17 protein-coding genes are annotated in these 23,931 nt (G+C 69.7%); 7 read left to right on the forward strand and 10 right to left on the reverse strand.

Annotated features, from left to right (window positions below; genetic code table 11):
- Positions 1 to 3: 3 nt before the first annotated feature.
- The 8 genes from ABH928_RS07200 to pepN form a co-directional block, all read right to left on the reverse strand.
- Positions 4 to 3,849 (reverse strand): RHS repeat-associated core domain-containing protein, encoded by a 3,846-nt coding sequence (locus tag ABH928_RS07200; protein ID WP_370063302.1) that lies wholly within the window; start codon positions 3,847 to 3,849, stop codon positions 4 to 6.
- Positions 3,850 to 4,054: 205 nt separating this feature from the next.
- A complete protein-coding gene (locus tag ABH928_RS07205; protein ID WP_370063304.1) occupies positions 4,055 to 4,189 on the reverse strand; it encodes a hypothetical protein in 135 nt (44 codons plus the stop codon).
- A 208-nt stretch (positions 4,190 to 4,397) separates the two neighbouring features.
- Positions 4,398 to 4,838: an SMI1/KNR4 family protein gene (locus ABH928_RS07210; RefSeq protein WP_370063306.1), complete on the reverse strand. Its 441-nt coding sequence runs from the start codon at positions 4,836 to 4,838 to the stop codon at positions 4,398 to 4,400.
- Between the two features lie 66 nt (positions 4,839 to 4,904).
- Positions 4,905 to 5,216, reverse strand: a complete 312-nt coding sequence (locus ABH928_RS07215; protein WP_370063308.1) for a hypothetical protein — start codon at positions 5,214 to 5,216, stop codon at positions 4,905 to 4,907.
- Positions 5,217 to 5,231: 15 nt separating this feature from the next.
- A complete protein-coding gene (locus tag ABH928_RS07220; protein WP_370063310.1) occupies positions 5,232 to 9,014 on the reverse strand; it encodes an RHS repeat-associated core domain-containing protein in 3,783 nt (1,260 codons plus the stop codon).
- A 134-nt stretch (positions 9,015 to 9,148) separates the two neighbouring features.
- Positions 9,149 to 10,129, reverse strand: coding sequence for a hypothetical protein (locus ABH928_RS07225; RefSeq protein WP_370063312.1), 981 nt, complete (start codon positions 10,127 to 10,129; stop codon positions 9,149 to 9,151).
- 224 nt (positions 10,130 to 10,353) lie between these two features.
- Positions 10,354 to 12,330 carry a PQQ-binding-like beta-propeller repeat protein gene (locus tag ABH928_RS07230; protein WP_370063314.1) on the reverse strand — a complete coding sequence of 659 codons (1,977 nt, stop codon included), beginning with the start codon at positions 12,328 to 12,330 and terminating at the stop codon, positions 10,354 to 10,356.
- Positions 12,331 to 12,597: 267 nt separating this feature from the next.
- Positions 12,598 to 15,186: an aminopeptidase N gene (pepN, locus tag ABH928_RS07235; RefSeq protein ID WP_370063316.1), complete on the reverse strand. Its 2,589-nt coding sequence runs from the start codon at positions 15,184 to 15,186 to the stop codon at positions 12,598 to 12,600.
- A 329-nt stretch (positions 15,187 to 15,515) separates the two neighbouring features.
- Between pepN and ABH928_RS07240 the strand changes: the two genes are divergently transcribed.
- Positions 15,516 to 16,157 carry a DsbA family protein gene (locus ABH928_RS07240; protein WP_370063318.1) on the forward strand — a complete coding sequence of 214 codons (642 nt, stop codon included), beginning with the start codon at positions 15,516 to 15,518 and terminating at the stop codon, positions 16,155 to 16,157.
- 196 nt (positions 16,158 to 16,353) lie between these two features.
- Here ABH928_RS07240 and ABH928_RS07245 read toward each other — a convergent pair whose 3' ends face one another.
- On the reverse strand, positions 16,354 to 17,775 hold the full coding sequence (locus ABH928_RS07245) for an amino acid permease (protein WP_370063320.1): 1,422 nt from the start codon (positions 17,773 to 17,775) through the stop codon (positions 16,354 to 16,356).
- Between the two features lie 390 nt (positions 17,776 to 18,165).
- On the opposite strand from ABH928_RS07245, the gene ABH928_RS07250 reads away from it, so the two are divergent.
- The 3 genes from ABH928_RS07250 to ABH928_RS07260 are packed head-to-tail and all read left to right on the forward strand — an operon-like array spanning position 18,166 to position 20,158.
- Positions 18,166 to 18,774, forward strand: coding sequence for a biotin transporter BioY (locus tag ABH928_RS07250; RefSeq protein WP_370063322.1), 609 nt, complete (start codon positions 18,166 to 18,168; stop codon positions 18,772 to 18,774).
- Positions 18,775 to 18,831: 57 nt separating this feature from the next.
- On the forward strand, positions 18,832 to 19,317 hold the full coding sequence (locus ABH928_RS07255; RefSeq protein ID WP_370063324.1) for a ribose-5-phosphate isomerase: 486 nt from the start codon (positions 18,832 to 18,834) through the stop codon (positions 19,315 to 19,317).
- A gap of 25 nt (positions 19,318 to 19,342) precedes the next feature.
- Positions 19,343 to 20,158, forward strand: a complete 816-nt coding sequence (locus ABH928_RS07260; protein WP_370063326.1) for an Fpg/Nei family DNA glycosylase — start codon at positions 19,343 to 19,345, stop codon at positions 20,156 to 20,158.
- 33 nt (positions 20,159 to 20,191) lie between these two features.
- Here ABH928_RS07260 and ABH928_RS07265 read toward each other — a convergent pair whose 3' ends face one another.
- Positions 20,192 to 21,526 carry a GNAT family N-acetyltransferase gene (locus ABH928_RS07265; RefSeq protein WP_370063328.1) on the reverse strand — a complete coding sequence of 445 codons (1,335 nt, stop codon included), beginning with the start codon at positions 21,524 to 21,526 and terminating at the stop codon, positions 20,192 to 20,194.
- Between the two features lie 248 nt (positions 21,527 to 21,774).
- Between ABH928_RS07265 and ABH928_RS07270 the strand changes: the two genes are divergently transcribed.
- The 3 genes from ABH928_RS07270 (at position 21,775) to ABH928_RS07280 (ending at position 23,927) form a co-directional block, all read left to right on the forward strand.
- Positions 21,775 to 22,932 carry a PP2C family protein-serine/threonine phosphatase gene (locus ABH928_RS07270; RefSeq protein WP_370063330.1) on the forward strand — a complete coding sequence of 386 codons (1,158 nt, stop codon included), beginning with the start codon at positions 21,775 to 21,777 and terminating at the stop codon, positions 22,930 to 22,932.
- 363 nt (positions 22,933 to 23,295) lie between these two features.
- Entirely contained in the window at positions 23,296 to 23,493 is a 198-nt protein-coding gene (locus ABH928_RS07275) for a hypothetical protein (RefSeq protein WP_196195557.1), read from the forward strand.
- 26 nt (positions 23,494 to 23,519) lie between these two features.
- Positions 23,520 to 23,927, forward strand: a complete 408-nt coding sequence (locus ABH928_RS07280) for an ASCH domain-containing protein (RefSeq protein ID WP_370063793.1) — start codon at positions 23,520 to 23,522, stop codon at positions 23,925 to 23,927.
- Positions 23,928 to 23,931 lie beyond the last annotated feature (4 nt).

Raw genomic sequence — 23,931 nt, forward strand, 5'->3', positions numbered from 1 at the left:
GCCTCACCGGAAATGGAGGAGGTGGGATACGGACGAAGAGAAGTAGTTTTCGGTGCCCTTTGCCGTCGGGCGGGTGATGTAGTCAAGCCCATGGTGGGGGGTTCCATCCCAGAGCAGGCTGTGGGACTCCATGAACTCTGTGGCTTCATCATCCGACATGGCGCTGAAATGCGTCTGGCGCATCGCGGCAAGATCACTGTTGCGGACGGAGAACGACAGGATCTGCGCTCCAGGCTTGTTCGCTGCGTAGGCTTCCGCCTCGGCGCGGCTTCCCCAAGCGTAGACCCCAGGGCCGAAGTGAGCCCGGTGGGGCTCGGTAGGCCAGGGCTCCCCACCCGACAACAGTCGCGCCGCGTCGTCCGGCCCTTGGACAGTGTAGAAATCGGAATTTCCTCCATCCCCTTCGTGTGGGGAGAGTCCGAGGGGGTCGGCCCAGGAGTGGGGATTGCTGACGTAGGTGTCGGGGTTGGGGGCGGGGGTGAGTCCTAGCGGGTCAGGCGTGAGGTAACGAGCGGTCTCGGGGTCGTAGTAGCGGTGGAGGTTGTAGTGGAGGCGCGTCTCCGGGTCGAAGTACTGGCCGGGGAAGCGCAGTGGGGTGTACGTGCTACTGCCAGTCGGCCAGGTGGTGGAGCCCCACAAGGTGCTGGTGGCACGCCAGGCGACGGTGGCGGTGGCCGGGTCGAGGAGTTCGGTGGGGGTGCCGACGAGGTCGGTGACAATGGCGAAGAAGCGCCGGTCGACCTGCTCCTGAGTGGCGACGGTCTCGGTTTGGGCGAGGGGCTGCAGGCCGCGGTGGTCCCAACTGAGGGTGTGGGGGCCGGGGAGGTATGAGGCGTAGGTGGTCTGTTCGGCGAGTTGGGGACCGTCCCAGGTGAAGTCGGTGCGTTCCACGACGGTATGGCCGCCGTGTCCGTCGTCGGCGAGGCGGTGTTTGGCGATGCGGCGGCCGAGTGGGTCGTAGAGGTAGTGCCAGAGGGTGTCGTCGGGGGTGGTGACGTGGGTGAGTCGGCCCTCGGCGTTCCAGGTGAAGCGCCACGTGTCGGGCTTGCGGGACAGCCGGGTTATCTGACGCAACGTCATACGTCCGGCGGTGTCGTACTCGTAGCGGACACGTCCGGCGATGGTGAGTTGGGTGCCGGTGTAGGTGCGGGGGCCTTCGGCGGGGCGGGTGGCGTCGGTTGCGGGCCAGTTGGCGTCGGTGAGGTTGCCGGCCGGGTCGTAGGCGTAGGTCTCGGTCCAGTCGCGGGCATGGACAGCGGTGACGCGACCGACCGAGTCGAGATCGAAGCTGCGCGGACCGGTCAGCGAGTCGTCGATCCCGATCAAGTTGCCGTCGGCGCGGTAGTGCCAGTCACGGTGTTGCAGCACCTGTTCGCCACCACTGACGGTGCGGTCGGTGAGACGTCCTGAAGCGTCCCACCGGCTGGTCAGGGTCAGGCCGGTCGAGGCAAGGGCGGCGGCGACCGTGCGGCTGTGCTCGCGGCCTGCGGCATCGTGAGTGAAGCCGAGGGTGCCCGCCGCCGTGGCAACACCGGTGGGGCGACCGGCCGGGTCGTAGGTCCAGTCGGTGGCGTGCCCGGCCGGGGTGGTGCGGCGGGTGCGGCGGCCGAGGGCGTCGCGGGCGTGGGTGAGGCTGCGTCCGTTGACTGACTCGGTGAGGAGGTTGCCGAGAGGGTCGTAGGTCCGGGCTATCTCGGCATCAGCGCCCGTCGCGTGCACCAGGCGACCGGCCGGGTCGTAGGCATACCGGGTGGCCTGCCCGTTGGCTTCCATTTCGATGACGCGGCCGAGGACGTCGTAGCGGTAGGTGGTGCGCACCCCGGCCGCGTCGGTGCGGTTCGATGGGCGTCCGGCGGGGTCGAGTTCATACCGGAGGCGGCGGCCGTGGAAGTCCTGCTCGCCGACCAACCGCCCTGCCTGGTCGTAGTCGTATTCCCAGGTACGGCCCAACGCGTCGGTCACGCTTACCAGTTGCATGTTCGCGTCGTGCGTGAAGGCGACCCGTGCGCCGTCGGGGGTGGTGCGGGCGGCGAGGGTCTCGAAGTGGGTGTATTCGAATGAGGTGGTCTGGCCGAGCTGGTCGGTGTGCGTGAGGCAGTTGCCCTCGCCGTCCCACTCCCAGCTCTCGGTCGTGCCGTCCGGACCGGTGCGGGTGGCCGGATGACCCTCGACGGTCCAGGTCATCCGCGTGGTCGCGCCGAGCGGGTCGGTGATGGCGGCCGGGCGGCCGAAAGCGTCGCGTTCGATGCTCGTCATGGCACCGGTCGGGTCGGCAGTTCGGAGAGGCAGCCCGGCCGGGTCGCAGACGACGCGGGTGGTGTGCCCCAGCGCGTCGGTGACGGAGGCGAGATGGCCGAGTTCGTCGTAGCCGAAGCGGGTGACCGCGCCCAGCGGGTCTGTCACTGAGGTGCGGCGGCCCGCTTCGTCCCAGGTCTGTTGCCATACCGCGCCGGCCGCGTCGGTGACGACTGTCGGCAGGCTCAGCTCGCCGTCGTAGGCGGCGGTCGTCTGCTCGCCGTCGGGTCGGGTGATGGTGATCAGGTCGCCGAACGCGTCGTAGTCGTAGCGAGTATTGGCGCCCAGGGGATCGGTCGCCGTGAGGAGGCGGTTGAACTCGTCGCGCTCGTAGCGGGTGGTGTTGCCGAGCGGGTCGACGATGGCGATGATCTGGGAGCGGGTGTTGACGTGGTACTGCGTGGTGTGGCCGAGCGCGTTCGTCTCGGTGGTCACGCGAAGGCCGGTCTCGGGGTCGGGTTCGCCGTAGTGGAACTGGAAGCGCAGGCTGCCGTCCGCGCCGCCCTCGTCCACGACCCGGCCGCGCTCGTCGTAGACGTACCAGTAGCTGCTGTTGTTGCGGTCGGTCCAGGAGGTGATCCGTCCGGCGGCGTCGTTGGCGAACACCATCGGCAGGTCGGAGGAGTTCCAGACGTGCGTGAGGTGGCCGCGGTCGTAGCCGTAGCGGAGCAGTAGTTGGTCGCCGCCGTCGGGTGCGCCGTCGGCGAGCCACAGTTCGGTGATCCGCCCGTCGGCGATGGTGACGCGCAGGCGGTAGCCGCCGCTGTGGGTGATGCCCAGCGGGGTTCCGTCGCGGTCGTACGACAGTGTGTAGGAGCGGCCGGAGCGGTCTCGGACGCGGGTCAGGAGAGCGGTGCGCCCGTCGGGTTGGACGGTGAACTCCCGCACAATGCCGCTCTGGCGGTCCGTCAGAGAATAGGAACGCCCTCGCGCGTCGATGTCCAGGTCGAGCCTGCGCCCGGCGCTGGCCTGTACCGGCAGGCCCGGTTCCGGATGCGGGTAGGCCTGGGTGACTCGGTCGGCGCCGAGGTGCACAACGCCTTGCTCGTCGATTTCCAGGCGCTCGTCGAACGTGCAGACCCAGCGTCGACCCATCCACCGGCCCGCGCCGTAACCGGACTCGAAGCAACGCGTGAACTTCAGCGGCAGCGAGCCGGGCAACGTGACATCGGTCTGGTTGATGTACATCCGGCCGGTGGCCATGTCGACGGGTTCGCCGCCGGGGCATACCGCGTCCTCGCTGCGTCCGGCGTCGTGCGGATCGGACGCCTGCTGACGGCCCGCCCCCGGCCCTTCCTCGCCCGGGTGATCGGACGGACCACCGCCCCCGGGGGCATGCGGATCGTCCACGTGGGGTGCGTGCGCGTCCTTCTCAGCGGACTTGGCCAGGCTCTCGGCGGTCTCTGCCTCGTTCTTGGCGGCGTTCTCCGAGGCCTTCTTCGCGCCGCTCTCGGTGTCCTTGAGGATGCTGCGGTACGCCTTGGCGAAGTCCTCCGCCAGACTCTTGCCAGCCTTCTGGGCCGCTTCCGCGATCGCCTTGGCTATTTGACTCACGCCGACCCCGCCCCCGAACGACCGTTCCCGTCATGGGCACGCTACCAAGCGGTCGGGTCAGCGGCCCGCCGTTTCGAGATCGGCCAATTGTTTTCCCAAGTTCGCCCGTTGGCGAGGCCGTCGACGCAGCAAACGGCCCCGCGACCGAACTGTCGCGGGGCCGTCATGAGCTAGAAGCGGACGAGAATCTCCCGTCAGCTCAGAGTCACTTGTACTCCTGCACGCCCGGATGCACCGTGCCGGACGAGAGAAAGTACAGCGAGGGGTGCGCGAAGCCGCCGGCCGGCACGACGACCGGGGTGCCATTGCGGAAATCGACGGCCATGGCGGAGGTCGGCAAGTTCGCGACGGTGGTCCGCGCCCCTCTTCCCGTCCGCAGCGCTGGTGCCCGGCGTCTGGTCGGTCATCCCCCGTCCTCCTTGCGTCACGCACCGACTGACGATCAGTCGGCGCGGGGCATCATCGTAGAGGTCGACTTGTCTGCTCGGCCCCGCCCTCGCCAGCGGCGGAACCGTTCCGGGAGGGACTGGCGCAGGCTCCGGGAGGCGTCAGTAACCCTCATACCAGTCATCGCCACCCTGTACCAGGCGGCGCCGCAGATAGTCCTGCAAATTGCGGGCGACCCACTTCCGGCTGTCGCTCTCGTGCTGCCAGACGAAAATGTCGGGTCGCTGCGGTCGGATGACGAAGGCGAACAGATCACCACCGCCATTGTCCCCGAAGAACAGGAAGGGGTCGAAGGACATGTAGAGCGCAGTCAACGACTCGTCCTGCCGGAGACTGACGTTGCGCCGCACAATCTCCTCGACCGGCCACACCGCACGAGAACTCGTATGAGCCAGGATCCCGTTGGTCTCCGCCAGGAGGCTCCGCAGCTCCTCGGGCAGCGACTCACTCAGCACTCGCTCGGCATCATTCAGAGCTGACGGCGTGGCAGGTTCGACGAAGCCGGACTCCGGATACACCTCTCGGGCCAGTTCCTTCCACATTCGCCTAGTCCTTCCGACCCTGCGTCAAGTCCGCACGGATTCCCTCAAAGCGAGTGGGCACACGGCTCAGCCTGTGTCGCGCGTGCCACGAGTGTTCTCCACGCGCGCATTGAGCCGCTTCACCCAGTAGTTGTCAGGATCCCGCTGATAGTCAGCCGTCGCTGCCCCGGGAGCCGTCTCGATCAGGTGCAACAACGTCCAAGCAAGACCGAAGCAGTCGTCGGGACCGAAGGCCGTCGCCAAAGCTTGGGCTTCATCGTCCGAGACCGGCGGGGTAATTCGCTTCAACTGCTCACCACACCTGTCGATCTCCTCGTCAGAAGCATCCTCCGAAGGGATAGGTCCGGCGCTGACGAAATCTTCTACCTCACGACGCATGGAAACACTCCACTGTTACATCTTCCCAACCTTGCGATAGTAAGCAAGCAGTCGAAGAATGCCGGTGTTGAAATAACTGGGATCGCCGTACTGCAACTGACCGATCCGGCGCATGTCCCAGAGGTCCATCGCGACTACTGTACGCCAGGGCAGGTTCTGATCCGCGGCCTTGGTGATCTTCCCAAGCTTCCAATACGTCCTGGTGAGAGCGTGGTCTGCCTCCTTCATCACAATTGCACCACCCTCATCCCTCGGCATGTGGTGGAGCGCATCCTGCGGAATGTGGTGGGGTGTCAGCCCGTCGCCCACCACGCCAGGATCCATATCTCCGAATCGACCTGCGTCGTTCTCCGCAACGACGTGTGGGGAGAGTCCGAAGGGATCGGCCCAGGTGTGGGGGTTCTCGACATACGTTTCGGGATTGGGGGCAGGTGTGAGGCCGAGAGGATCGGGGGAGGTGTAGCGGGCAGTTTCAGGGTCGTAGTACCTGTTGACGTTGTAGTGGAGGCGGGTTTCAGGGTCGAAGTACTGGCCCGGGAAGCGCAGCGGGGTGTACGTGCTGCTGGCGGCGGGCCAGGTGGTGGAGCCCCACAGGGTGCTGGTGGCGCGCCAGGCGACAGATTCTGACGTGGGGTCGAGGAGTTCGGTGGGGCTGCCGACGAGGTCGGTGACGATGGCGAAGAAGCGCCGGTCGATCTGGTCCTGAGCGGTGATGGTCTCGGTCTGGGCGAGGGGCTGCAGGCCGTGGTGGTCCCAGCTCAGGGTGTGCGGGCCGGGCAGGTAGGGGGCGTGGGTGCTCTGCTCGGCGAGTTGCGGGCCGTCCCAGGTGAAGTCGGTGCGCTCGACGACGGTGTGCCCGTCCTCGGCGAGGCGGTGCTTGGCGATGCGGCGGCCGAGTGGGTCGTAGAGGTAGTGCCAGAGGGTACCGTCGGGTGTGGTGACATCGGTGAGCCGGTCGTCGGCGTTCCAGGTGAACCGCCAGGTGTCGGGTTTGCGTGACAGTCGGGTGACTTGACGTAGCGTCATACGCCCGGCGGTGTCGTACTCGTAGCGGACACGTCCGGCGGTGGTGAGTTGGGTGCCGGTGTAGGTGCGCCGGCCTTCGGCGGGGCGAGTGGCGTCAGTGGCGGGCCAGTGGGCTTCGGTGAGGTTGCCGGCCGGGTCGTAGGCGTAGGTCTCGGTCCAGTCGCGGGCGTGGACGGCGGTGACGCGACCGGCCGGGTCGAGGTCGAAGCTGCGTGGACCGGTCAGCGAGTCGTCTATCCCGATGAGGTTGTCGTCGGCGCGATAGTGCCAGCTTCGGCGCTGGAGGACCTGTTCGCCGGCATGGACGGTACGGTCGATGAGGCGTCCGGCGGTGTCCCAGCTACTCGTCAGGGTCAGGCCGGTCGGGTCAACAGCGGTGGCGACGACGGTACGGGTGTGCTCGCGGCCCGCGGCGTCGTGAGTGAAGTCGAGGGTGCCCGCCAGGGTGGCAATGCGAGTGGGGCGACTGGCGAGGCCGTAGGTCCAGTCGGTGGCGTGCCCGGCAGGGGTGACGCGGCGGGTGCGGCGGCCGAGCGCGTCGTGCGTCTGGGTGAGGGAGCGTCCGTTGACCGTCTCGACGAGGAGGTTGCCGAGCGGGTCGTAGGTGCGGGCGATCTCGGCGTCAGTGCCCACCGCATGCACCAGGCGACCGGCCGGGTCGTAGGCGTACTGGGTGGTCTGCCCACCGGCATCCTTGCCGATGAGGCAGCCGAGGACGTCGTAGCGGTAGGTGGTGCGCACCCCGGCCGCGTTGGTACGGGCAGTCGGGCGGCCTATGGGGTCGAGTTCATACCGGAGGCGGCGGCCTTCGAAGTCCTTCTCGCCAGTCAGGCGCCCGGCCAGGTCGTAGTCGTACTCCCAAGTCCGCCCCAACGCGTCGGTGATGGTGACCAGTTGCATGTTCGCGTCGTGCGCGAACGCGACCCGCGCGCCGTCGGGGGTGGTACGGGCTGCCAGGGTCTCGAAGTGGGTGTACTCGAAGGTGGTGGTCTGGCCGAGTTGGTCGGTGTGCGTGAGGCAGTTGCCTTCGCCGTCCCACTCCCAACGCTCGGTCGCGCCGTCCGGGCCGGTGCGTGCGGCCGGATGCCCCTCGACGGTCCAGGTCATCCGGGTGGTTGCGCCGAGCGGGTCGGTGATCGCGATCGAGCGGCCGAAGGCGTCGCGTTCGATGCGCGTGGCCGAGCCGCCAGGGTCGGTGATTTCGACGGGCAGTCCGGCCGGGTCGCAGACGACGCGGGTGGTTTGCCCCAACGCGTCTGTGATGGAAGCGAGATGGCCTTGCTCGTCGTAGCTGAATCGGGTGGTTACGCCCAGCGGGTCCGTCACCGAGGCACGTCGGCCCGCTTCGTCCCAGGTCTGTTGCCATACCGCGCCGTCTGGCTCGGTGACGACCGTCGGTAGGCTCAGCTCGCCGGCGTACGCGGCGGTCGTCTGCTCGCCGTCGGGTCGGGTGACGGTGATGAGGTCACCGAACGCGTCGAACTCGTACCGGGTCGTCGCGCCGAGCGCATCGGTCTCGGCGAGGAGGCGGTTGAACTCGTCGCGCTCGTAGCGGGTGGTGTTGCCGAGCGGGTCGACGATCGCGACGATCTGGGAGCGGGCGTTGACGTGATACTGCGTGGTGTGGCCGAGCGCGTTCGTCTCGGTGGTCACGCGAAGGCCGGTCTCGGGGTCGGGTTCGCCGTAGTGGAACTGGAAGCGCAGGCTGCCGTCCGCGCCGCCCTCGTCCACGACCCGGCCGCGCTCGTCGTAGACGTACCAGTACTGGCTGTTGTTGCGGTCGGTCCAGGAGGTGATCCGTCCGGCGGCGTCGTTGGCGAACACCATCGGCAGACCCGACGAGTTCCACACCTGCGTCAGGTGACCGCGGTCGTAGCCGTAGCGGAGCAGGAGTTGGTCGCCGCCGTCCGGTGCGCCGTCCGCCAGCCACAGTTCGGTGATCCGCCCGTCGGCGACGGTGACCCGCAGGCGGTAGCCGCCGCTGTGGTCGATGCCCAGCGGGGTGCCGGCGCGGTCGTACTCCAGCGTGTAGGAGCGGCCGGAGCGGTCCCGGACGCGGGTCAGGAGAGCGGCACGTCCGCCTGGTTGGACGGTGAACTCCCGGACCACGCCGCTGTGACGGTCTGTCAAGGAGTACGCGCGGCCCCGGCTGTCGACCTCCAGGTCGAGCCTCCGCCCGGCGCTCGCCTGCACCGGCAGGCCCGGCTCCGGATGCGGGTAGGCCTGGGTGACCCGGTCGGCGCCGAGGTGCACAACGCCCTGCTCGTCGATCTCCAGGCGCTCGTCGAACGTGCACACCCAGCGTCGACCCATCCACCGACCCGCGCCGTAGCCGGACTCGAAGCAGCGCGTGAACTTCAGCGGCAGCGACCCCGGAAGGAGCACGTCGGTCTGGTCGATGAACATCCGGCCCGTGGCCATGTCCACCGGCTCACCGCCGGGGCACACGGCGTCCTCACTACGCCCCGCGTCGTGCGGATCGGACGCCTGCTGACGGCCCGCCCCCGGCCCTTCCTCGCCCGGGTGATCGGACGGACCACCGCCCCCGGGGGCATGCGGGTCGTCCACGTGGGGTGCGTGCGCGTCCTTCTCGGCGGACTTGGCCAGGCTCTCGGCAGTCTCCGCCTCGTTCTTGGCGGCGTTCTCCGAGGCCTTCTTAGCTCCGCTCTCGGTGTCCTTGAGGATGCTGCGGTACGCCTTGGCGAAGTCCTCCGCCAGACTCTTGCCGGCTTTCTGCGCCGCTTCCGAGATCGCCTTGGCTATTTGACTCATGTCGGACCCCGCCCCCGAACTGCCGTTCCCCACAGGCCGTCAGGGGCACGCTACCAAGCGGCCAGGCCGTCGGCCCAGCGTTTCGTGATCGCCCAAGGGCCTCTCCATGCCTGCCCGTTGGGATGCGCGGCAGGTCAGGCGGCTGTCGCCGCAGCCGGTGTGATGCCGTGCAGGGCGGCTCGGGCCAGGGCGGCGCCGCGAATGGCCACGGCTGAGGCGATGCTGATGGCGGGTGGGGGTGCGGCCAGGCCTGCGCAGGTGCGGCAGATGCCGGGTTGGGGGATGGGGGCGGCGCATTCGGCGCACTCGTGCCAGCGCCGGGCCGGGGCGGCGGGCTGCTGCGAAGTGGCAGGCGCTGGTGGGCGTTTGCGGGTGAGGCGGTTGCGGAGGAGGGCGGCCGGGGCGTGGACGGGTTGGGGTAGGCCGGGCAACAACGCCACCGTCAGGTCCTGTTCGGTCGCGCCGAGTTCCAGCCACTCGGCGACCAATGGCGCCAGGGCAAGGGCTTCGGTCATGCCGAGCCGTAGGCGTGGCTCGGGGCGTAGCACGCGGAAGAGCGTGGCTGCCGCCTCCCGCACTTCCGGCGGCACTTCCTTGGCGGGAGCGGGAGCGGGAGCCGAAGCGGGAGGCGCGGCGGGAAGCGCGGCGGCTTCGGATGCCGCGTTGTCTTCCGTTACTGACGCCTCGTCGGCCTCGCTCACGGCGGGCTCGGCCGGGAGGAGGGAGGGGAGGGTGGGGTTCTTTCCCTGGTTCTTTGATTGGCCGTCAGGTGCGCCGGACTTCACCTTGCCGGAGCCCGTCTTTTTGGCACCCGGCGCCGGAGGCTGTGGGCTGTCGTACACGTGAGCCACGCTGATGATGCTGCCGTCCGGCTTGCGGACCTTCTCGACGCGGTAGTACCCGGCGCGGGCAAGCTCACGCAGGGCCCTGGCGACGGCGCCGCGCCCCTCGACGCAGGAGTCGGCCAGCAGTCGGCCGTCCTCACGCCACCCGTCCGGGCGGGAGAGCAGGTCGGTCAGGACGCCCCGGGCCCGGTACGACAGGCGGCGGTCCTGCAACAGGTAGTTGGGCAATGACGTGAAGCCGCGCATATGCGGGCTACGATGAATCTGCACGGGAGTGACTGCTCCTGCTGCCGGACCCCGGAGCGTTGGCGCGCTGCCGGGGTCAACTATTCGATTGGTATGCAGCCGACGCTACCACGCCCAGTGACCAGCACCTACACGGACAGTGACCGAACGCAGGTGCGTCAACTATCCGCTGACACAAGCGGGAAGGTCTGCCCCAGGAGCCTGGGGCAGACCTTCCCGAACCTGAACTGAGCTGAGCTGAGCCTGGGTTACCTCAGCTCCTGGATCTCCGGGAGCTCCGAGCCCTCGTTGACCAGGTACACTCGGGGGCGCTCACTCCCGGTGCCCGGCGCGACCAGAGCGGTCTCGCCCAGGAAGTACGTCGAGTCCGTCGACGACGGGAAGTTGGCGACGACCGTCGCCTTGCCCGTAGTCGGGTCCAGTTGGACGAGGGAGCCACCGGCGCCGTTGTACGAGTCCGAGGGCTGCGAGATCGCGTAGATCGGGCCGCTGGCGTTCGTCTGGGACAGGAGAGCCAGCGTGGCACCGGACTTGTTCTGGCCGTAGTACGTCCAGAGGACCTGCCCGGTGGACACGTTGACGGCCTCGACGCCGGGGTTGCTGGAACTGTTCTGCGACTCGGTCAGCATGGTCGTGCTGTTCAGCATCCGCACGACGAGCGTGTTGCGCGCCGAGCCGTTGGCCCTGATCGTGTCTCCGCCGGTCAGCGGCGTCGGGTTGCCGCTGCTGTCGTAGATGTTGGTGACCGGCTGGCCCCCGCTGCCGTCCTGCTGCGCGACCAACGGGTTGCCGTTGAGGACCGAGGTGAACATGACGTTGTCGGACTCGGTCTTCTGCCACAGCTGCTTGCCGGTCGCCCCGTCCAGCGCGGTGAGCACGTAGGTCGGGTTGACGTCGGCGCAGAACTCGTTGACCAGGACGACGCCGCCACCGGCGTAGGCGTCGTCGTTGCAGTACTGGCCGCGGGGCTTGTACTGCCACACGGTGTTACCGCTGGTGAGGTCGACTCCGCCGATCACGCCACTGCCGGTGACGGTGGCGACGGTGCCGCTGATGAAGGTGTTGACCTCCGACGCCGAGCCGCCCTGCGGGATGTTCAGCTTGAGGTTCCAGAGCTCGCGGCCCGTGGTGGTGTCCACGCCGACCACGTTCGTGCAGCTGTGGTCGTCGGTGCCGAAGGCGATCGTGCCGATGCCGGAGGACGACACGGTCGGGGACATGCCGCAGGGCACCGAGGCCCCGGACGGCGGTGCCACGGTCCACGCGACGCTGCCGTCCGCGAGGCTGTAGGCAGACGCGGTGTCACCGACGCGGATCAGGTCCTTGTCCGTGATCCAACTGCCGATCAGGCTCCCCGAATCCGTGCCGTTGGCCGTCTTCCAGCCGACGGCGAGCGCCGGCGTGCCGTTGTTGCCGCCTCCGCCGCCCCCGCCCCCGCCGCTGCCACCGAACGCGACGACCGCGACGACGATGATCAGGATCAGCGCGAGGCCGCCGCCGATCAGGCCGAAGAGCAGACCCTTGGACGCACCGGACCGCGCGGGAGGCATGCCCTGCATGGGCGGCATGCCCTGCATCGGCGGCATCTGCTGGGCCATGGGCGGCAGTTGGTACGGGTCCGGCTGGCCGGGGACCTGCTGGTAGGGGTCCTGCGGGTACGGTCCCTGCGGCGCGTACTGGCCCTGCTGGTACGGATCCTGTTGGTACTGGCCCTGCGGGTACTGGCCTTGCTGGTACGGGTCCTGCGGGTAGCCGGGCTGGCCGAACGGCGGCTGCTGCTGAGGCATGCCCTGCATCGGCGGCATCCCCGGCTGTCCCATCGGCGGCATGCCCTGCTGCGGCTGCGGGTTGGGATAGCCGTAGCCCGCCCCGGGAGCGGGCTGCTGTGGAGGCACGTTCGGGTTCGGGAACCCGTAGCCGGGCGCACCGCCAGGCGCACCGCCAGGCGCACCACCGGGTGCACCACCCGGCGCACCCGACGGAGCGCCGGCCGGCGGCGCGCTCTTCTCGAGCGACGGCGCGCCGTCCTGTGGGATCTGCGGTGCCTGCAGCGCGTACGACGTGGACATCGTCGGCGGTGCCTGCAGTGCGTACGACGTGGGCGCGAACTCCGGGCCCTCAGGCTGCTGTGCTTGTCCAGGTACCTGTGCGGGTGCCTGCCCAGGTCTCGGGTCTGCGCCCTTCGGCTCTTCCGCGGCGCCGTTGTCCGGCGTCTGGTCGGTCATGCCCCCGTCCTCCTTGCGTCACCCACCGACTGGCGTTCAGTCAGCGCGGGGAAGGGAGATCGAGGCGGCCCGCCCCCGCGAGCCATGGTAGAGGTCGTGTGAAAGCGGGCCGGAGGTGACCGTCGATCGGACGGGGAGCCGTTACCCGCCTGGTACCGTCCGCCTGCGAACGGATGGTGAGCGAACGACTCCCCGGTCCTGCTTGCCGACCGACCTACCGACCTACCGACCGAGCGACCGACTTACCGGCTGACTATCGACCGACCGTCAGCGCGCGTCGCAGGCCTGGGCGCGCAGGGCGCGGGCCAGGTCGTCGCGGCACTCGCGGACGAGACGGCGCAGCGCGGGGGCCGCGTCCTCGTGCTCGGTCAGCCACTCGTCCGTGCGGGTCAGCGTCGCGTCCGAGTCGACCAGGTACGGGTAGAGGCCCTTGACGATGCGCAGCGCGATCTCGATCGACCGCTCCGCCCAGACCTTCTCCAGCACCTCGAAGTACGGCTCCGCGTACGGCGCGACCAGCTCCCGCTGCGAGGACTGCTGGAAGCCGGAGATCTCCGCCTCCACCAGCGCGTTGGGCAGCTCGTCGGTCTCCACTACCAGGCGCCAGGCCTCGGCCTTGGCCTCGGCCGTCGGTGCGGAGGCGCGGGCGGCGGTCTCCAGGCGCTTGCCGCTGGCGGTGTTGTCGCGCGCCAGCTCCGCCGTCAGCTCGGCGTCGCCCGCGGCGCCGCCCACGACCAGCGCCGCGAGCAGCGCCCAGCGCAGCTCCTGGTCCACGTCGAGGCCGTCGATCCGCGCGGTCCCGGCCAGCAGGCCGGAGACCAGACGCAGGTCCTCCTCACTGTGCGCGGTCTTCGCGAAGAACCGTGCCCAGGTCAACTGGTGGTCCCCGCCGGGAGCGGCGGCGCGCAGCTCGTTCAGCGCGCCCTCAGCCAGGGCCTGCGCCGCGGCCTCGCGCCCCTCCGGCGCGACGTACTGCTCCAGCGTCAGCTGGGCCTGGACGTGCAGCTGCTGCAGCACGCCGATGTCGGTCTCCCGACCGGCGAAGCGGAGCAGCAGGTCCAGGTAGTCGCGGGCAGGCATCAGACCGTCGCGGGTCATGTTCCACACCGCCGACCAGCACAGCGCACGGGCGAGCGGGTCCTCGATGTCGCCGAGCGAGGCGCGCAGCGTGTCCAGCGACTCCGCGTCGAAACGGATCTTGCAGTACGTCAGGTCGTCGTCGTTGACCAGCACCAGCGCCGGGCGCGGCTTGCCGACCAGGTCCGGTACGGAGGTCCGCGCCGCCGCCTGCACGTCCACCTCGACCCGCGCGGAGCGGACCAGGCGGCCGTCCTCCACCAGGTCGTAGCACCCGATGCCGATCCGGTGAGGACGCAGCGTCGGCTGCTCCTCGGCGGCCTCCTGCAGCACGGCGAAGTCGGTGATCCGGCCCTCGGCGTCCACCGTCAGCTCGGGCGTGAGCGCGTTGACGCCCGCCGTCTGCAGCCAGGCGCGGGACCACTCGGCCATCGCCTCGGTGCCGCGACCGCTGGTCTCGGCGAGGACGGCGAGCAGGTCGTCCAGGGTGGTGTTGCCGAACGCGTGGCGCTTGAAGTACCGGCGCGCGCCCTCCAGGAACGCGTCCCGCCCGGCGTACGCGACCAACTGCTTGAGCACCGAGGCGCCCTTGGCGTACGTGATCCCGTCGAAGTTGAGCTTGGCGTCCTCGAGGTCGCGGATGTCCGCGGTGATCGGGTGTGTGGTCGGCAGCTGGTCCTGCCGGTAGGCCCACGCCTTGCGGCGGTTGGCGAAGGTGATCCAGCCCGCCTGGTACTTGGTGGCCTCGACCTGCGAGAACGCGCCCATGAAGTCGGCGAACGACTCCTTGAGCCACAGGTCGTCCCACCACTGCATGGTGACGAGGTCGCCGAACCACATGTGCGCCATCTCGTGCAGGATGACGTTGGCCCGGCCCTCGTACGCGGCCTCGGTGACCTTGGAGCGGTAGATGTACTCCTCGCGGAAGGTCACCAGGCCCGGGTTCTCCATCGCGCCGATGTTGTACTCGGGCACGAAGGCCTGGTCGTACTTGCCGAACGGGTACGGGTAGTCGAACTCGTCGTGGAAGAAGTCCAGGCCCTGCTTGGTGACGGTGAAGATCTCGTCCGAGTCGAAGTACTGCGCCAGGGACTTGCGGCAGAGCGCGCCCAGCGGGATCTCCAGCAGCCGGCCGTCGGGCAGCTCACGGCTCCAGCTGTCGCGGTCCACGTGGTACGGACCGGCGGCGACGGCGGTGATGTAGGTGGAGATGCGCGGCGTCGGGCTGAAGATCCAGGTCAGGGACGAGTCTTCGTTGCGGACCGGGTCGCCGCCGGTGGCGGAGTTGGAGAACGCCTCCCAGTGGCCGGGCGTGGTCACGGTGAAGGAGAACGGCGCCTTGAGGTCCGGCTGCTCGAAGTTGGCGAAGACGCGGCGCGCGTCGGCCGGCTCGTACTGGGTGTAGAGGTACACCTCGCCGTCGACCGGGTCGACGAAGCGGTGCAGGCCCTCGCCGGTGTGGCTGTAGGCGCAGTCGGCGTCGACGACGAGCTCGTTCTCGGCGGCGAGACCCGGCAGCGCGACTCTCGAACCGTCGAACACCTCGGCCGGGTCCAGCTCACGCCCGTTCAGCGTGACGCGGTGGACCTTCGGGGCCAGCAGGTCGGCGAACGAGTCGGCGCCCGGCTCGGCGCAGCGGAACCGCAGCGTGGTGCGCGACCGGAAGACGCCCGTCTCGCCCAGGGCACTGCGCAGGTCGAGCTGGACGGCGTAGCTGTCGACATCGAGGAGCCGTGCCCGCTCGCGGGCCTCGTCGCGGGTGAGATTCGTGCCGGGCACGTCCGTACTCCCTTGTACGTAGCGGGCGCGTGGGGGTGGTCGCGCCGCAGAACCGTGGTCTACCTGGATTACCTGTCTACCTGTTCCGGCATCCTTTCATGCGTCCTGGCAGCCGGGCGGGCGGACCGTCCGAACGGACGGTCGGGGATCGGGAAGGTCCGGAACGCCGGGGAATGGAGCGGCCGGGCACGTCGTTGCGTCTGACGGACGACCCGCGCGTCTGGTTCCGCGCGGGCCCTTCAGTCTGACCCGCTCGACCCGCATGACCTGCTTTTCCTGCTTGTCCCGCCTATTCCGCATGCCTGATCATCGATCGAGGAGCCCCGCCCATGACTGCCGACGTCGCTGCCGCCGAGCCCGTGACCGCCGACTTCTGGTTCGACCCGCTCTGCCCGTGGGCGTGGATGACCTCCCGCTGGATGCTGGAGGTCGAGAAGGTTCGCCCGGTCCACGTCCGCTGGCGCGTGATGAGCCTGGCCGTCCTCAACGAGGGCCGCGACCTGCCGGAGAAGTACCGCGAGCTGATGGACGAGGCGTGGGGCGCCGTCCGCGTCTGCATCGCCGCCGAGCAGGCGCACGGCTCCGACGTACTGGGTCCGCTCTACACCGCGCTGGGCATGCGTTTCCACAACGGCCAGCAGCCGCGCGACCGCGCGACGATCGAGTCCGCGCTGGAGGAAGCGGGCCTGCCGAAGTCCCTTGCGGACGCGATGACTTCGACGGAGTACGACGAGGCCGTGCGCAAGTCCCACGCCGAGGGCATCGGCCTCGTCGGCGAGGACGTCGGCACCCCCGTCATCGCCGTCCCCGGCGTCACGGGCGAGCGCGTCGCCTTCTTCGGCCCCGTCGTCACCCCGGCCCCGCGCGGTGAGGCCGCCGCCCGCCTCTGGGACGGCACGCTGCTGGTCGCGTCGACGCCGGGCTTCTACGAGATCAAGCGCACGCGGACCGAAGGTCCGAACTTCGAGTAATCGCCGGTCCGTTGCACTGTCCAGGGGCGCGGGGAACTGCGCGACAAGCCACCGTGTGTGGTGAGTCGCTGAACGAGCAGGGCCATCCGCATCGGGGTGGTTGCTCGCGCAGTTCCCCGCGCCCCCGATGTGCATGGCTGCTCGCCTGCAGATTCCCCGCGCCCCTGACGTGCTGCAACTTCCGTCAGTGCGCGAGTTACGCGCCCTGCGCGCGCCTGCTCCGCAGGAACCCCACAGCGCTCAGCGCGACCGTCGCGCCCAGCGTGCAGGCGAGCTGCACGCGGTTGCCGTGGCTCTGCAGCATCAGGGCCAGCACCGCGATGACCCCGCTCAGCGCCACCCACGTGAGGTATGGGAAGCCCCACATACGGACCGTCAGCTTCTCCGGCGCCTCGCGCTCCAACCGCCGCCGCATCCGCAGCTGTGCGACGGCGATGAACGCCCAGACCACCAGGACCGACGCGCCGACCACGTTCAGCAGCCACTGGAAGACCGTCGTCGGCCACCAGAAGTTCAGCAGCACCGCGAAGAACCCGAACGCCGACGAGGCCAGCACCGCGAGCCGCGGCACGCCCCCGCTGACGCGGGCCAGCGCCTTCGGGCCCAGGCCGCGCTGGACCAGCGAGTACGCCATCCGCGACGAGCCGTAGATGTTCGCGTTCATCGCGCTCAACAGCGCGATCAGCACCACCACGTTCATCAGCTGTCCCGCCGCGGGGATGCCGATGTGGTCCAGGACCTCGATGTACGGGCCGCTCTTGACGACGTTCGGGTCGTTCCAGGGGAGCAGCGTCACGATGACCGCCATCGACCCGATGTAGAAGACGGCGATCCGCCACATCGCGGTCTTCACCGCGCGACCGACGTTGCGGACCGGGTCCTCGGACTCGGCCGCCGCGATGGTGACCGTCTCCAGGCCGCCGTAGGCGAAGACGGAGGCCAGTAGGCCGACGACCAGGCCGGACATGCCGTGCGGCAGGAAGCCGCCGTGGCCGGTCAGGTTGGTCAGGCCGGGTGCGCCGTGGCCGATCACGCCGAAGATCGCGAGCAGCGCCAGCACCAGGAAGCCGACGATCGCGGCGACCTTGATCGCGGCGAACCAGAACTCGAACTCGCCGAAGTTCTTCACCGCGGCGAGGTTGCTGCCGCAGAAGAAGGCCATGAACAGCGCCACCCACATCCAGGTGGGCGTGCCGGGCAGCCAGTTGGTCATGATCCCGCCGGCGGCGGTCGCCTCGGCCGAGACGCCCACGCAGAGCATCAGCCAGTACATCCAGCCGGAGGTGAACCCCGCCCAGACGCCGATCTCCTTCTCCGCGTGCACCGAGAACGAGCCGGAGGCGGGTCGTGCCGCGGACATCTCACCGAGCATTCGCATAACGAGCATGACCAGCAGGCCGGATGCCGCGAAGGCGAGGATGATCGACGGTCCCGCCGCCGCGATGCCCGCGCCGGACCCGACGAAGAGGCCCGCGCCGATGACGCCACCGAGGGCGATCATCGACAGGTGCCGCTGCTTGAGCCCGTGGGAGAGGCCCGGAGAGGCAGCGCTGGGCGTGGCCGTGGATGTGGCCGTGGATGCGGCCGTCTCCGGCTGCTCAGGGGTGGTGACGCTCATGGGCGGGATCCAGAGGTTCGGCGGGCAGGTCGTACACGGTTCTACGGGTCGTACAGGTCGGCGCACAAGAGCGCGAAAAGGACCGGTCGGTTCGAATGTTGGACCGACCAGCCCACTATTCGGTCAAGGGTGCCCGATATGTCGAGAAGCCGGACCCGCCCGCCACCATGCGGAAATCTCTGTGACTCTCTGTCGATCGCGGGCACGCACTCTGTGGTTCCGCTGTGGCCCCGGCGTGCGGATCGCCCAAGCGGGCGGCGGACCTTTTGTGGGATGTCCGCAGAGTGGGACGGTGCTCGAACGGATAGGTTCGCAAACGTTCGTTGACGTTCGTTCATTGACGTTCGTTCATCGACAAGATCCGACAAGACCCCAGCTCAGGAGCCTGCAGTGAGCCTCGCCGCCACTCCGATAGTCCGTCCCGGCGCCGTCCTCGCCGACCTGCTGCCGACAGCCGAAGACGGTCGCGCACGCGCGCTCGTCCGTGACGCGGCACTCGTGCTCGGCGGCGCGGCGTTCACCGGCCTGGCCGCGCAGCTCGCCGTCCCGATCCCGGGCTCGCCGGTCCCGGTGACGGGGCAGACGCTCGCCGCGCTGCTGGTCGGCACGGCGCTGGGCGCGCGGCGGGGTGTGGCCGCGCTGGGCCTGTACCTGCTGGCGGGCCTGGCCGGCGTCCCGTGGTTCACGGGCGGTACCTCCGGTACGGGCGCGACCTTCGGCTACGTCGTCGGCTTCGTCCTCGCGGCCGGGCTCGTCGGCGCGCTGGCGCGCCGGGGCGCGGATCGGGGTGTCCTGCGGACGGCGGGTGCGATGGCGCTCGGCCAGCTCGCGATCTACGCCGTGGGCGTGCCGTGGCTGGCCGTCTCGCTCCACGTGTCGCTGACGCGTGCGGCGGAGTTGGGTCTGTACCCGTTCCTGATCGGCGACGCGGTGAAGATCGCCCTGGCGATGGGGTTGCTGCCCGCGGCGTGGCGTCTGGTGGGCCGCAAGGACGCGTAGCGGATGTTCCTCGTGCCCCTGAGGTAGACCAACTTTCTCTCCTGCCATACTCTCCGCATGCGCGTCTACCTGGGATCCGACCACGCCGGTTTCGAACTGAAGCAGCACTTCGTGAAGTGGCTGACCGAGGCCGGACACGAGCCGATCGACTGCGGTCCGCACATCTACGACGCCGTCGACGACTACCCGCCCTTCTGCCTCCGGACCGCCGAGCGCACCGCTGCGGACGCCGAGGCCCTCGGCGTCGTCATCGGTGGCAGCGGCAACGGTGAGGCCATCGCCGCAAACAAGGTGAAGGGTGTCCGCGCCGCGCTGGCGTGGAGCGTGGAGACGGCGCAGCTCGGCCGTGAGCACAACAACGCCAACGTGCTGAGCGTCGGCGCCCGCATGCACAGCGCCGACGAGGCGACCTCGTTCCTGGAGGCCTTCCTCAACACCCCGTTCTCGGAGGGGGAGCGCCACATCCGGCGGATCGACATGCTGACCGACTACGAGACCACGGGCGAGCTCCCGCCGATCCCGGCCCACCACCCCCAGGGCTGATCCCGTCCGCCGGAGCCATCGACTCGTGCCCGAAGGCCACACCATCCACCGACTGGCCGCCGAATACCACCGGGTGTTCGGCGGCCAGGCCGTTGCTGTCTCTTCACCGCAGGGGCCGTTCGCGGACGCCGCCGCCCGCCTGGACGGACGCGTTCTCGCCGAGACGGACGCCAAGGGCAAGCACCTCTTCCTCGGGTTCGACGGGGTCGATTCGGGGAGGTGGGTGCACATCCATCTCGGGCTCTACGGCAAGGTCTTCTGGGGGCACGGCCCTGCTCCCGAGCCCGTCGGCCAGGTCCGCATGCGGATCGCGACCGACGACGCGTACTGCGATCTGCGCGGGCCGACCAAGTGCCTGCTGGTCGACGCGGGGGAGAAGCAGGAGGTCGAGGCGCGTCTCGGCCCGGACCCGCTGCGTCCGCAGGACACCGGCGACGCCGCGTGGAAGCGGATCAGCGGCAGCCGGACCACCATCGCCGCACTGCTGATGGACCAGAAGGTCCTCTGCGGCGTCGGCAACGTCTACCGCGCCGAGGTGCTGTTCCGACAGGGCGTCAACCCGTACCGTGCGGGCCGCAGTCTGGACCGCGCCGAGTGGGACGCGATCTGGGCGGACCTGCGTCCGCTGATGCGCGAGGGCGTGCGGGTGGGCCGGATCGACACGGTCCGGCCCGAGCACACGCCCGAGGCGATGGGGCGGCCTCCCCGCCAGGACGACCACGGCGGAGAGGTCTACGTCTATCGGCGGGCCGGCCAGTCCTGCCTGGTCTGCGGCACCGAGGTCCGCACCGAGGAGCACGCGGCGCGCAACCTCTTCTGGTGCCCGCGCTGCCAGGCCTGACTGACGGATAGTCAGAAATCCGTCAGGAGCCCGTCAGAACCCGCGCGGCAGCCACGGCGCGACGTCCGTCGCGAACGCCACGGAGAGCGCCCCCAGCGCGCCCGCCCGCCGTTCCGCGACCCGGCCCGCCTGCTCCAGCGCCCGGAGCGTCGTGCCACCGAGGTACGACGCCGCGAGCTCGCGGACGGTCAGCGAGACGTCCGCCGGATCCGTCGTGCGCGCGCAGGACGCACCGGTCTCGTCGCCGCTCAGCCGCCAACGGCCGGTGTTCCAGCCGCAGAACGCGTCGGTGACCTCCACCACCGCGTCCACCGGACGCGAGTACGCCCGCGCCGACAGCGCCGCGCCGACGTCGACGAGGCGGACGTGCAGGCTGTCAGTGATCGTCGCGTTGCACCGGCGGACGTCGTCGACCAGGTGCAGGATCGGGTCGTCCACCGGACGACTGCGCACCTCGACCCGGTCCGTCAGGTCGACGTCGAGCAGGTGCCGCCAGAGCGCGACCGTCGCGCCCGGCGTCGCCGCATAGACCTCGCGGACGTTGACGGTGCCCTTCGGGCCCTGACGCTCCCAGTCGGGCTTGACGGTGTAGTGGGCGTAGCCCAGCAACTCGCCGGAGTCGGCGTGCTCGGCGAGCAGACAGAACAGCGGGGAGTTCCCCTCGCGCTCCGACGGCGGGTCCAGGAGGGCCTGCTGCTCCCAGCCTTCCGGCCGGCGCAGCCAGCCGGGACGCTGCTGCCCGACCCGGGTGTACAGCTCCTCGCACTGCGCCAGCGACTCCGCCGGGTCGACCCGCCGCAGCCGGACCTCCGCCGCCCCGGTCGCGTCGATCGCCTGCTCGGCGATCCGCACCCGGTGCCGGTCCATCTCCAGCCCCACCTTCGAGGTGCCCACGGCGTAGCCGAACCGGCCGTAGATGGACGGCTCCGACGCCGTCAGCACCGCGAGCGGCTCGCCGCGCTCACGTACGTCGTCGAGCTGACGCCGCATCATGGCGGTGAGCAGTCCGCGTCGCCGGTGGGTGCCGCGCACGCCGACCATGGTCACGCCCGCCGCCGGCACCAGCCCCCGCGCGGATGTGCGATGTTCGCCCGACCCGCCGGGAACGGCCAACCCGAAGGTGAACGCCGCGGCCGAGCCGACCACCGACTTCGCGTCGAATGCGCCGATCGAGCGGTCGTGCTCGGTAAGCTCGCGCCACAGCGCCCGCTCCTCGGGGGATTCGGGCACGCCGCCGAACGCGTCCAGCAGGGCGTCGTACCAGGCATCAAAGCCGTCGGGGTCGACGGTCCGCAGCTCGGGGGAGACAGTGGATGGGGATGACGGGGCGTTCCCTGGTGCGCGCGAAGACTCGCTCGAAAGGCTCATACGACCTGCCTAGCAGTGTCGCGAACGCGAAGCGAACGGTTATCGGCGGGCCCGTGCGCGTGCGGACGGAGCGTCGGCGACACCTGGGTCGACACCTACGCCGGCACCTACGCCAGCGCCTGGGTCGACACCTGCGCCGACACGTGCGTCGACGTCGGCCGGAAGTCGACGTCCGTGCTCGGATCGGTTGCATCTCGCACCCGAAGCGCATCGACTATGGGCCGTCCGGGTCGGTAGGGTCTCCCGGAATGGCACGTCGCGAGACCGGTCGACACCCGGTCGACACCCGCACGGCCCGGTGGCGCAGGGCGCAACGCCGGGTCTGGCGTCGGGTGCGCCGAGGCGGGGTCGACTACTTCCGCGGCGACGGCGCGGACTGGATGGCCTTCGTCGTCATCGCCGCCCTCGTGCCGCTGCTGGCCTTCCTCACCGTGCTGGCGCCGCCGTGGTGCCCACCGACCGCGCTGGTGATCCCCGTCATCTCCGGCGCGCTGCTGCTGCGGCCCAGCAGCCTGGTGCTGCTCTACTCCGCGGCGGCCGCCGCCCTCGCCGTCGAGTCCGTCGTCCTCGGCCCCTACGACGCCGGGCCGGGCCGGGTCACGCCCGGCTGCGTGCTGGTGGTGGGCGCGGTGGGCGCGGTCGGGCTGCTGCTGGCCCAGTTCCGGGCCCGGGTCGGCGTGCCGTGGCGGCGCGGTGGGTCGATGCTCTTCGACCTGCGTGAGCGGCTCAAGGTGCAGAGCCGGATCCCGGCGCTGCCGGACGGCTGGCACGCGGAGATGGCGCTGCGTCCGGCCGGCGGGCAGTCGTTCTCGGGCGACTTCGTGGTCGCCGCGCGCACCGGCGACGGCAAGCGCGTGCTGGAGGTGGTGCTCGCCGACGTCTCCGGCAAGGGCATGGACGCAGGCTCGCGGGCACTGCTGCTCTCCGGAGCGTTCGGCGGACTGGTGGGCTCGCTGCCGCCGCACGACTTCCTCCCGGCCGCCAACGGCTACCTGCTGCGCCAGGGCTGGGAGGAGGGCTTCGCCAGCGCCGTCCACCTGGTGCTGGACCTGGACACCGGCGAATTCGAGCTGCTGTCGGCCGGTCACCTCCCGGGGATGCAGCGGCGCAGCGGCCTGGGCCGCTGGGAGACCAAGGAGGCCGAGGGCCCGCTGCTCGGCATCTACGACGGCGCCAAGTTCGAGGGCGTCCGCGGCGTACTGGGCCGCGGCGACGTGCTGATGCTCTGCACGGACGGCATGGTCGAAGCCCCGGGACGGGACCTGACGGACGGTATGGACCGACTGATGGGCGAGGCCGACCGCCTGCTGGCCACGACCTTCTCCGGCTGCGCCTGGCGCCTGATCGAGGCGGTCGCCAAGGACCGCAGCGACGACCGGGCACTGCTGCTGCTCTGGCGCGAATGACGCCGGGGTGATGCTGCGGGCCCCGCGGACGCCGCACGGCTGACGGTTCAGGCGGGGCGCACGGGCGGCGCACAGGTGCTGCGCGAGGCGTTCACGTGGTGGACCTGGGCCGAATGGCCTTATCAACGGCCTCACTTGTACCATCCATCACACGATCTTCGGACATTCTCGGCTGATATGGAACCCTCGGGGTGGGTGTGAGCCAGAAGTGCTTTACGGAGCGCGTTGATCCGGAGAGACTGACTAAGCGGGCGATCGTGCGCAGGGGGTGGTGTCGTGATCACGGCGCGTGTCCCCGGCTGTCGAGCGTCCCTCAGCCGTAACAGCCGTTGCTGTCACGCTCGATCGAGGAAGTAGGGGCCCGTGACAACCTTCTCCATCTCCGCCGTTGTCCTATTGGGCATCCTGCTCGTCGTCTTCATCAGGAACAAGTCGATGAAGATGGGGTACACGATCCTGGCCATACTCTTCGGGTTCTTCCTGGCGAAGACGTCGGCGGCGACGCCCATCCAGAGCTTCCTCGACCAGATCGCCAACACGGTCAACAGCATCGTCAAGTGACCAGGCCGCACGTGGCTCGGTCCCAAATGACGCTGCCGATCGTCGAGTTCGCCTTCCCCGGTCCGCTCCGCGACCGCCTGGTCGCGGCGGTTCTCGACGGCAGCAAGACCTCCACGACCTCGCTCTTCGCCGACTACCGGCCGGGCGAGGAGCTTCCGGTCGTCGGCAGGCGCGGCGCCGTGGTGGACTCGGACGGTCGGCGGGTGGCGGTGCTGGAGACCACGGAGGTCCGCGTCGTGCCGCTCGGCGAGGTGGACCTGGCGCACTGCGTCGACGAGGGCGAGGGCTTCACCTCGATCGCCGAATGGCGCGCGGACCACACGGAGTTCTGGCTGAGTCCGAAGTGCGTCGCCGAACGGGACGACCCGGCCTTCACGGTGGACAACGCCACCCTCGTCCTCCTCGAACGCTTCCGCGCCGTGGCGAACCCCTGAGTGC

The sequence above is a fragment of the Streptacidiphilus sp. MAP5-3 genome (assembly GCF_041262505.1).
Taxonomy (GTDB): Bacteria; Actinomycetota; Actinomycetes; order Streptomycetales; family Streptomycetaceae; genus Streptacidiphilus.

Coding starts and splice junctions, on each gene's coding strand:
- ABH928_RS07210 (WP_370063306.1), bottom strand. CDS start 4,838: ATGTGGAAGGAACTGGCCCGAGAGGTGTATCCGGAGTCCGGCTTCGTC.
- ABH928_RS07215 (WP_370063308.1), bottom strand. CDS start 5,216: ATGCGTCGTGAGGTAGAAGATTTCGTCAGCGCCGGACCTATCCCTTCG.
- ABH928_RS07220 (WP_370063310.1), bottom strand. CDS start 9,014: ATGAGTCAAATAGCCAAGGCGATCTCGGAAGCGGCGCAGAAAGCCGGC.
- ABH928_RS07230 (WP_370063314.1), bottom strand. CDS start 12,330: ATGACCGACCAGACGCCGGACAACGGCGCCGCGGAAGAGCCGAAGGGC.
- ABH928_RS07240 (WP_370063318.1), top strand. CDS start 15,516: ATGACTGCCGACGTCGCTGCCGCCGAGCCCGTGACCGCCGACTTCTGG.
- ABH928_RS07245 (WP_370063320.1), bottom strand. CDS start 17,775: ATGAGCGTCACCACCCCTGAGCAGCCGGAGACGGCCGCATCCACGGCC.
- ABH928_RS07255 (WP_370063324.1), top strand. CDS start 18,832: ATGCGCGTCTACCTGGGATCCGACCACGCCGGTTTCGAACTGAAGCAG.
- ABH928_RS07265 (WP_370063328.1), bottom strand. CDS start 21,526: ATGAGCCTTTCGAGCGAGTCTTCGCGCGCACCAGGGAACGCCCCGTCA.
- ABH928_RS07270 (WP_370063330.1), top strand. CDS start 21,775: ATGGCACGTCGCGAGACCGGTCGACACCCGGTCGACACCCGCACGGCC.
- ABH928_RS07280 (WP_370063793.1), top strand. CDS start 23,520: ATGACGCTGCCGATCGTCGAGTTCGCCTTCCCCGGTCCGCTCCGCGAC.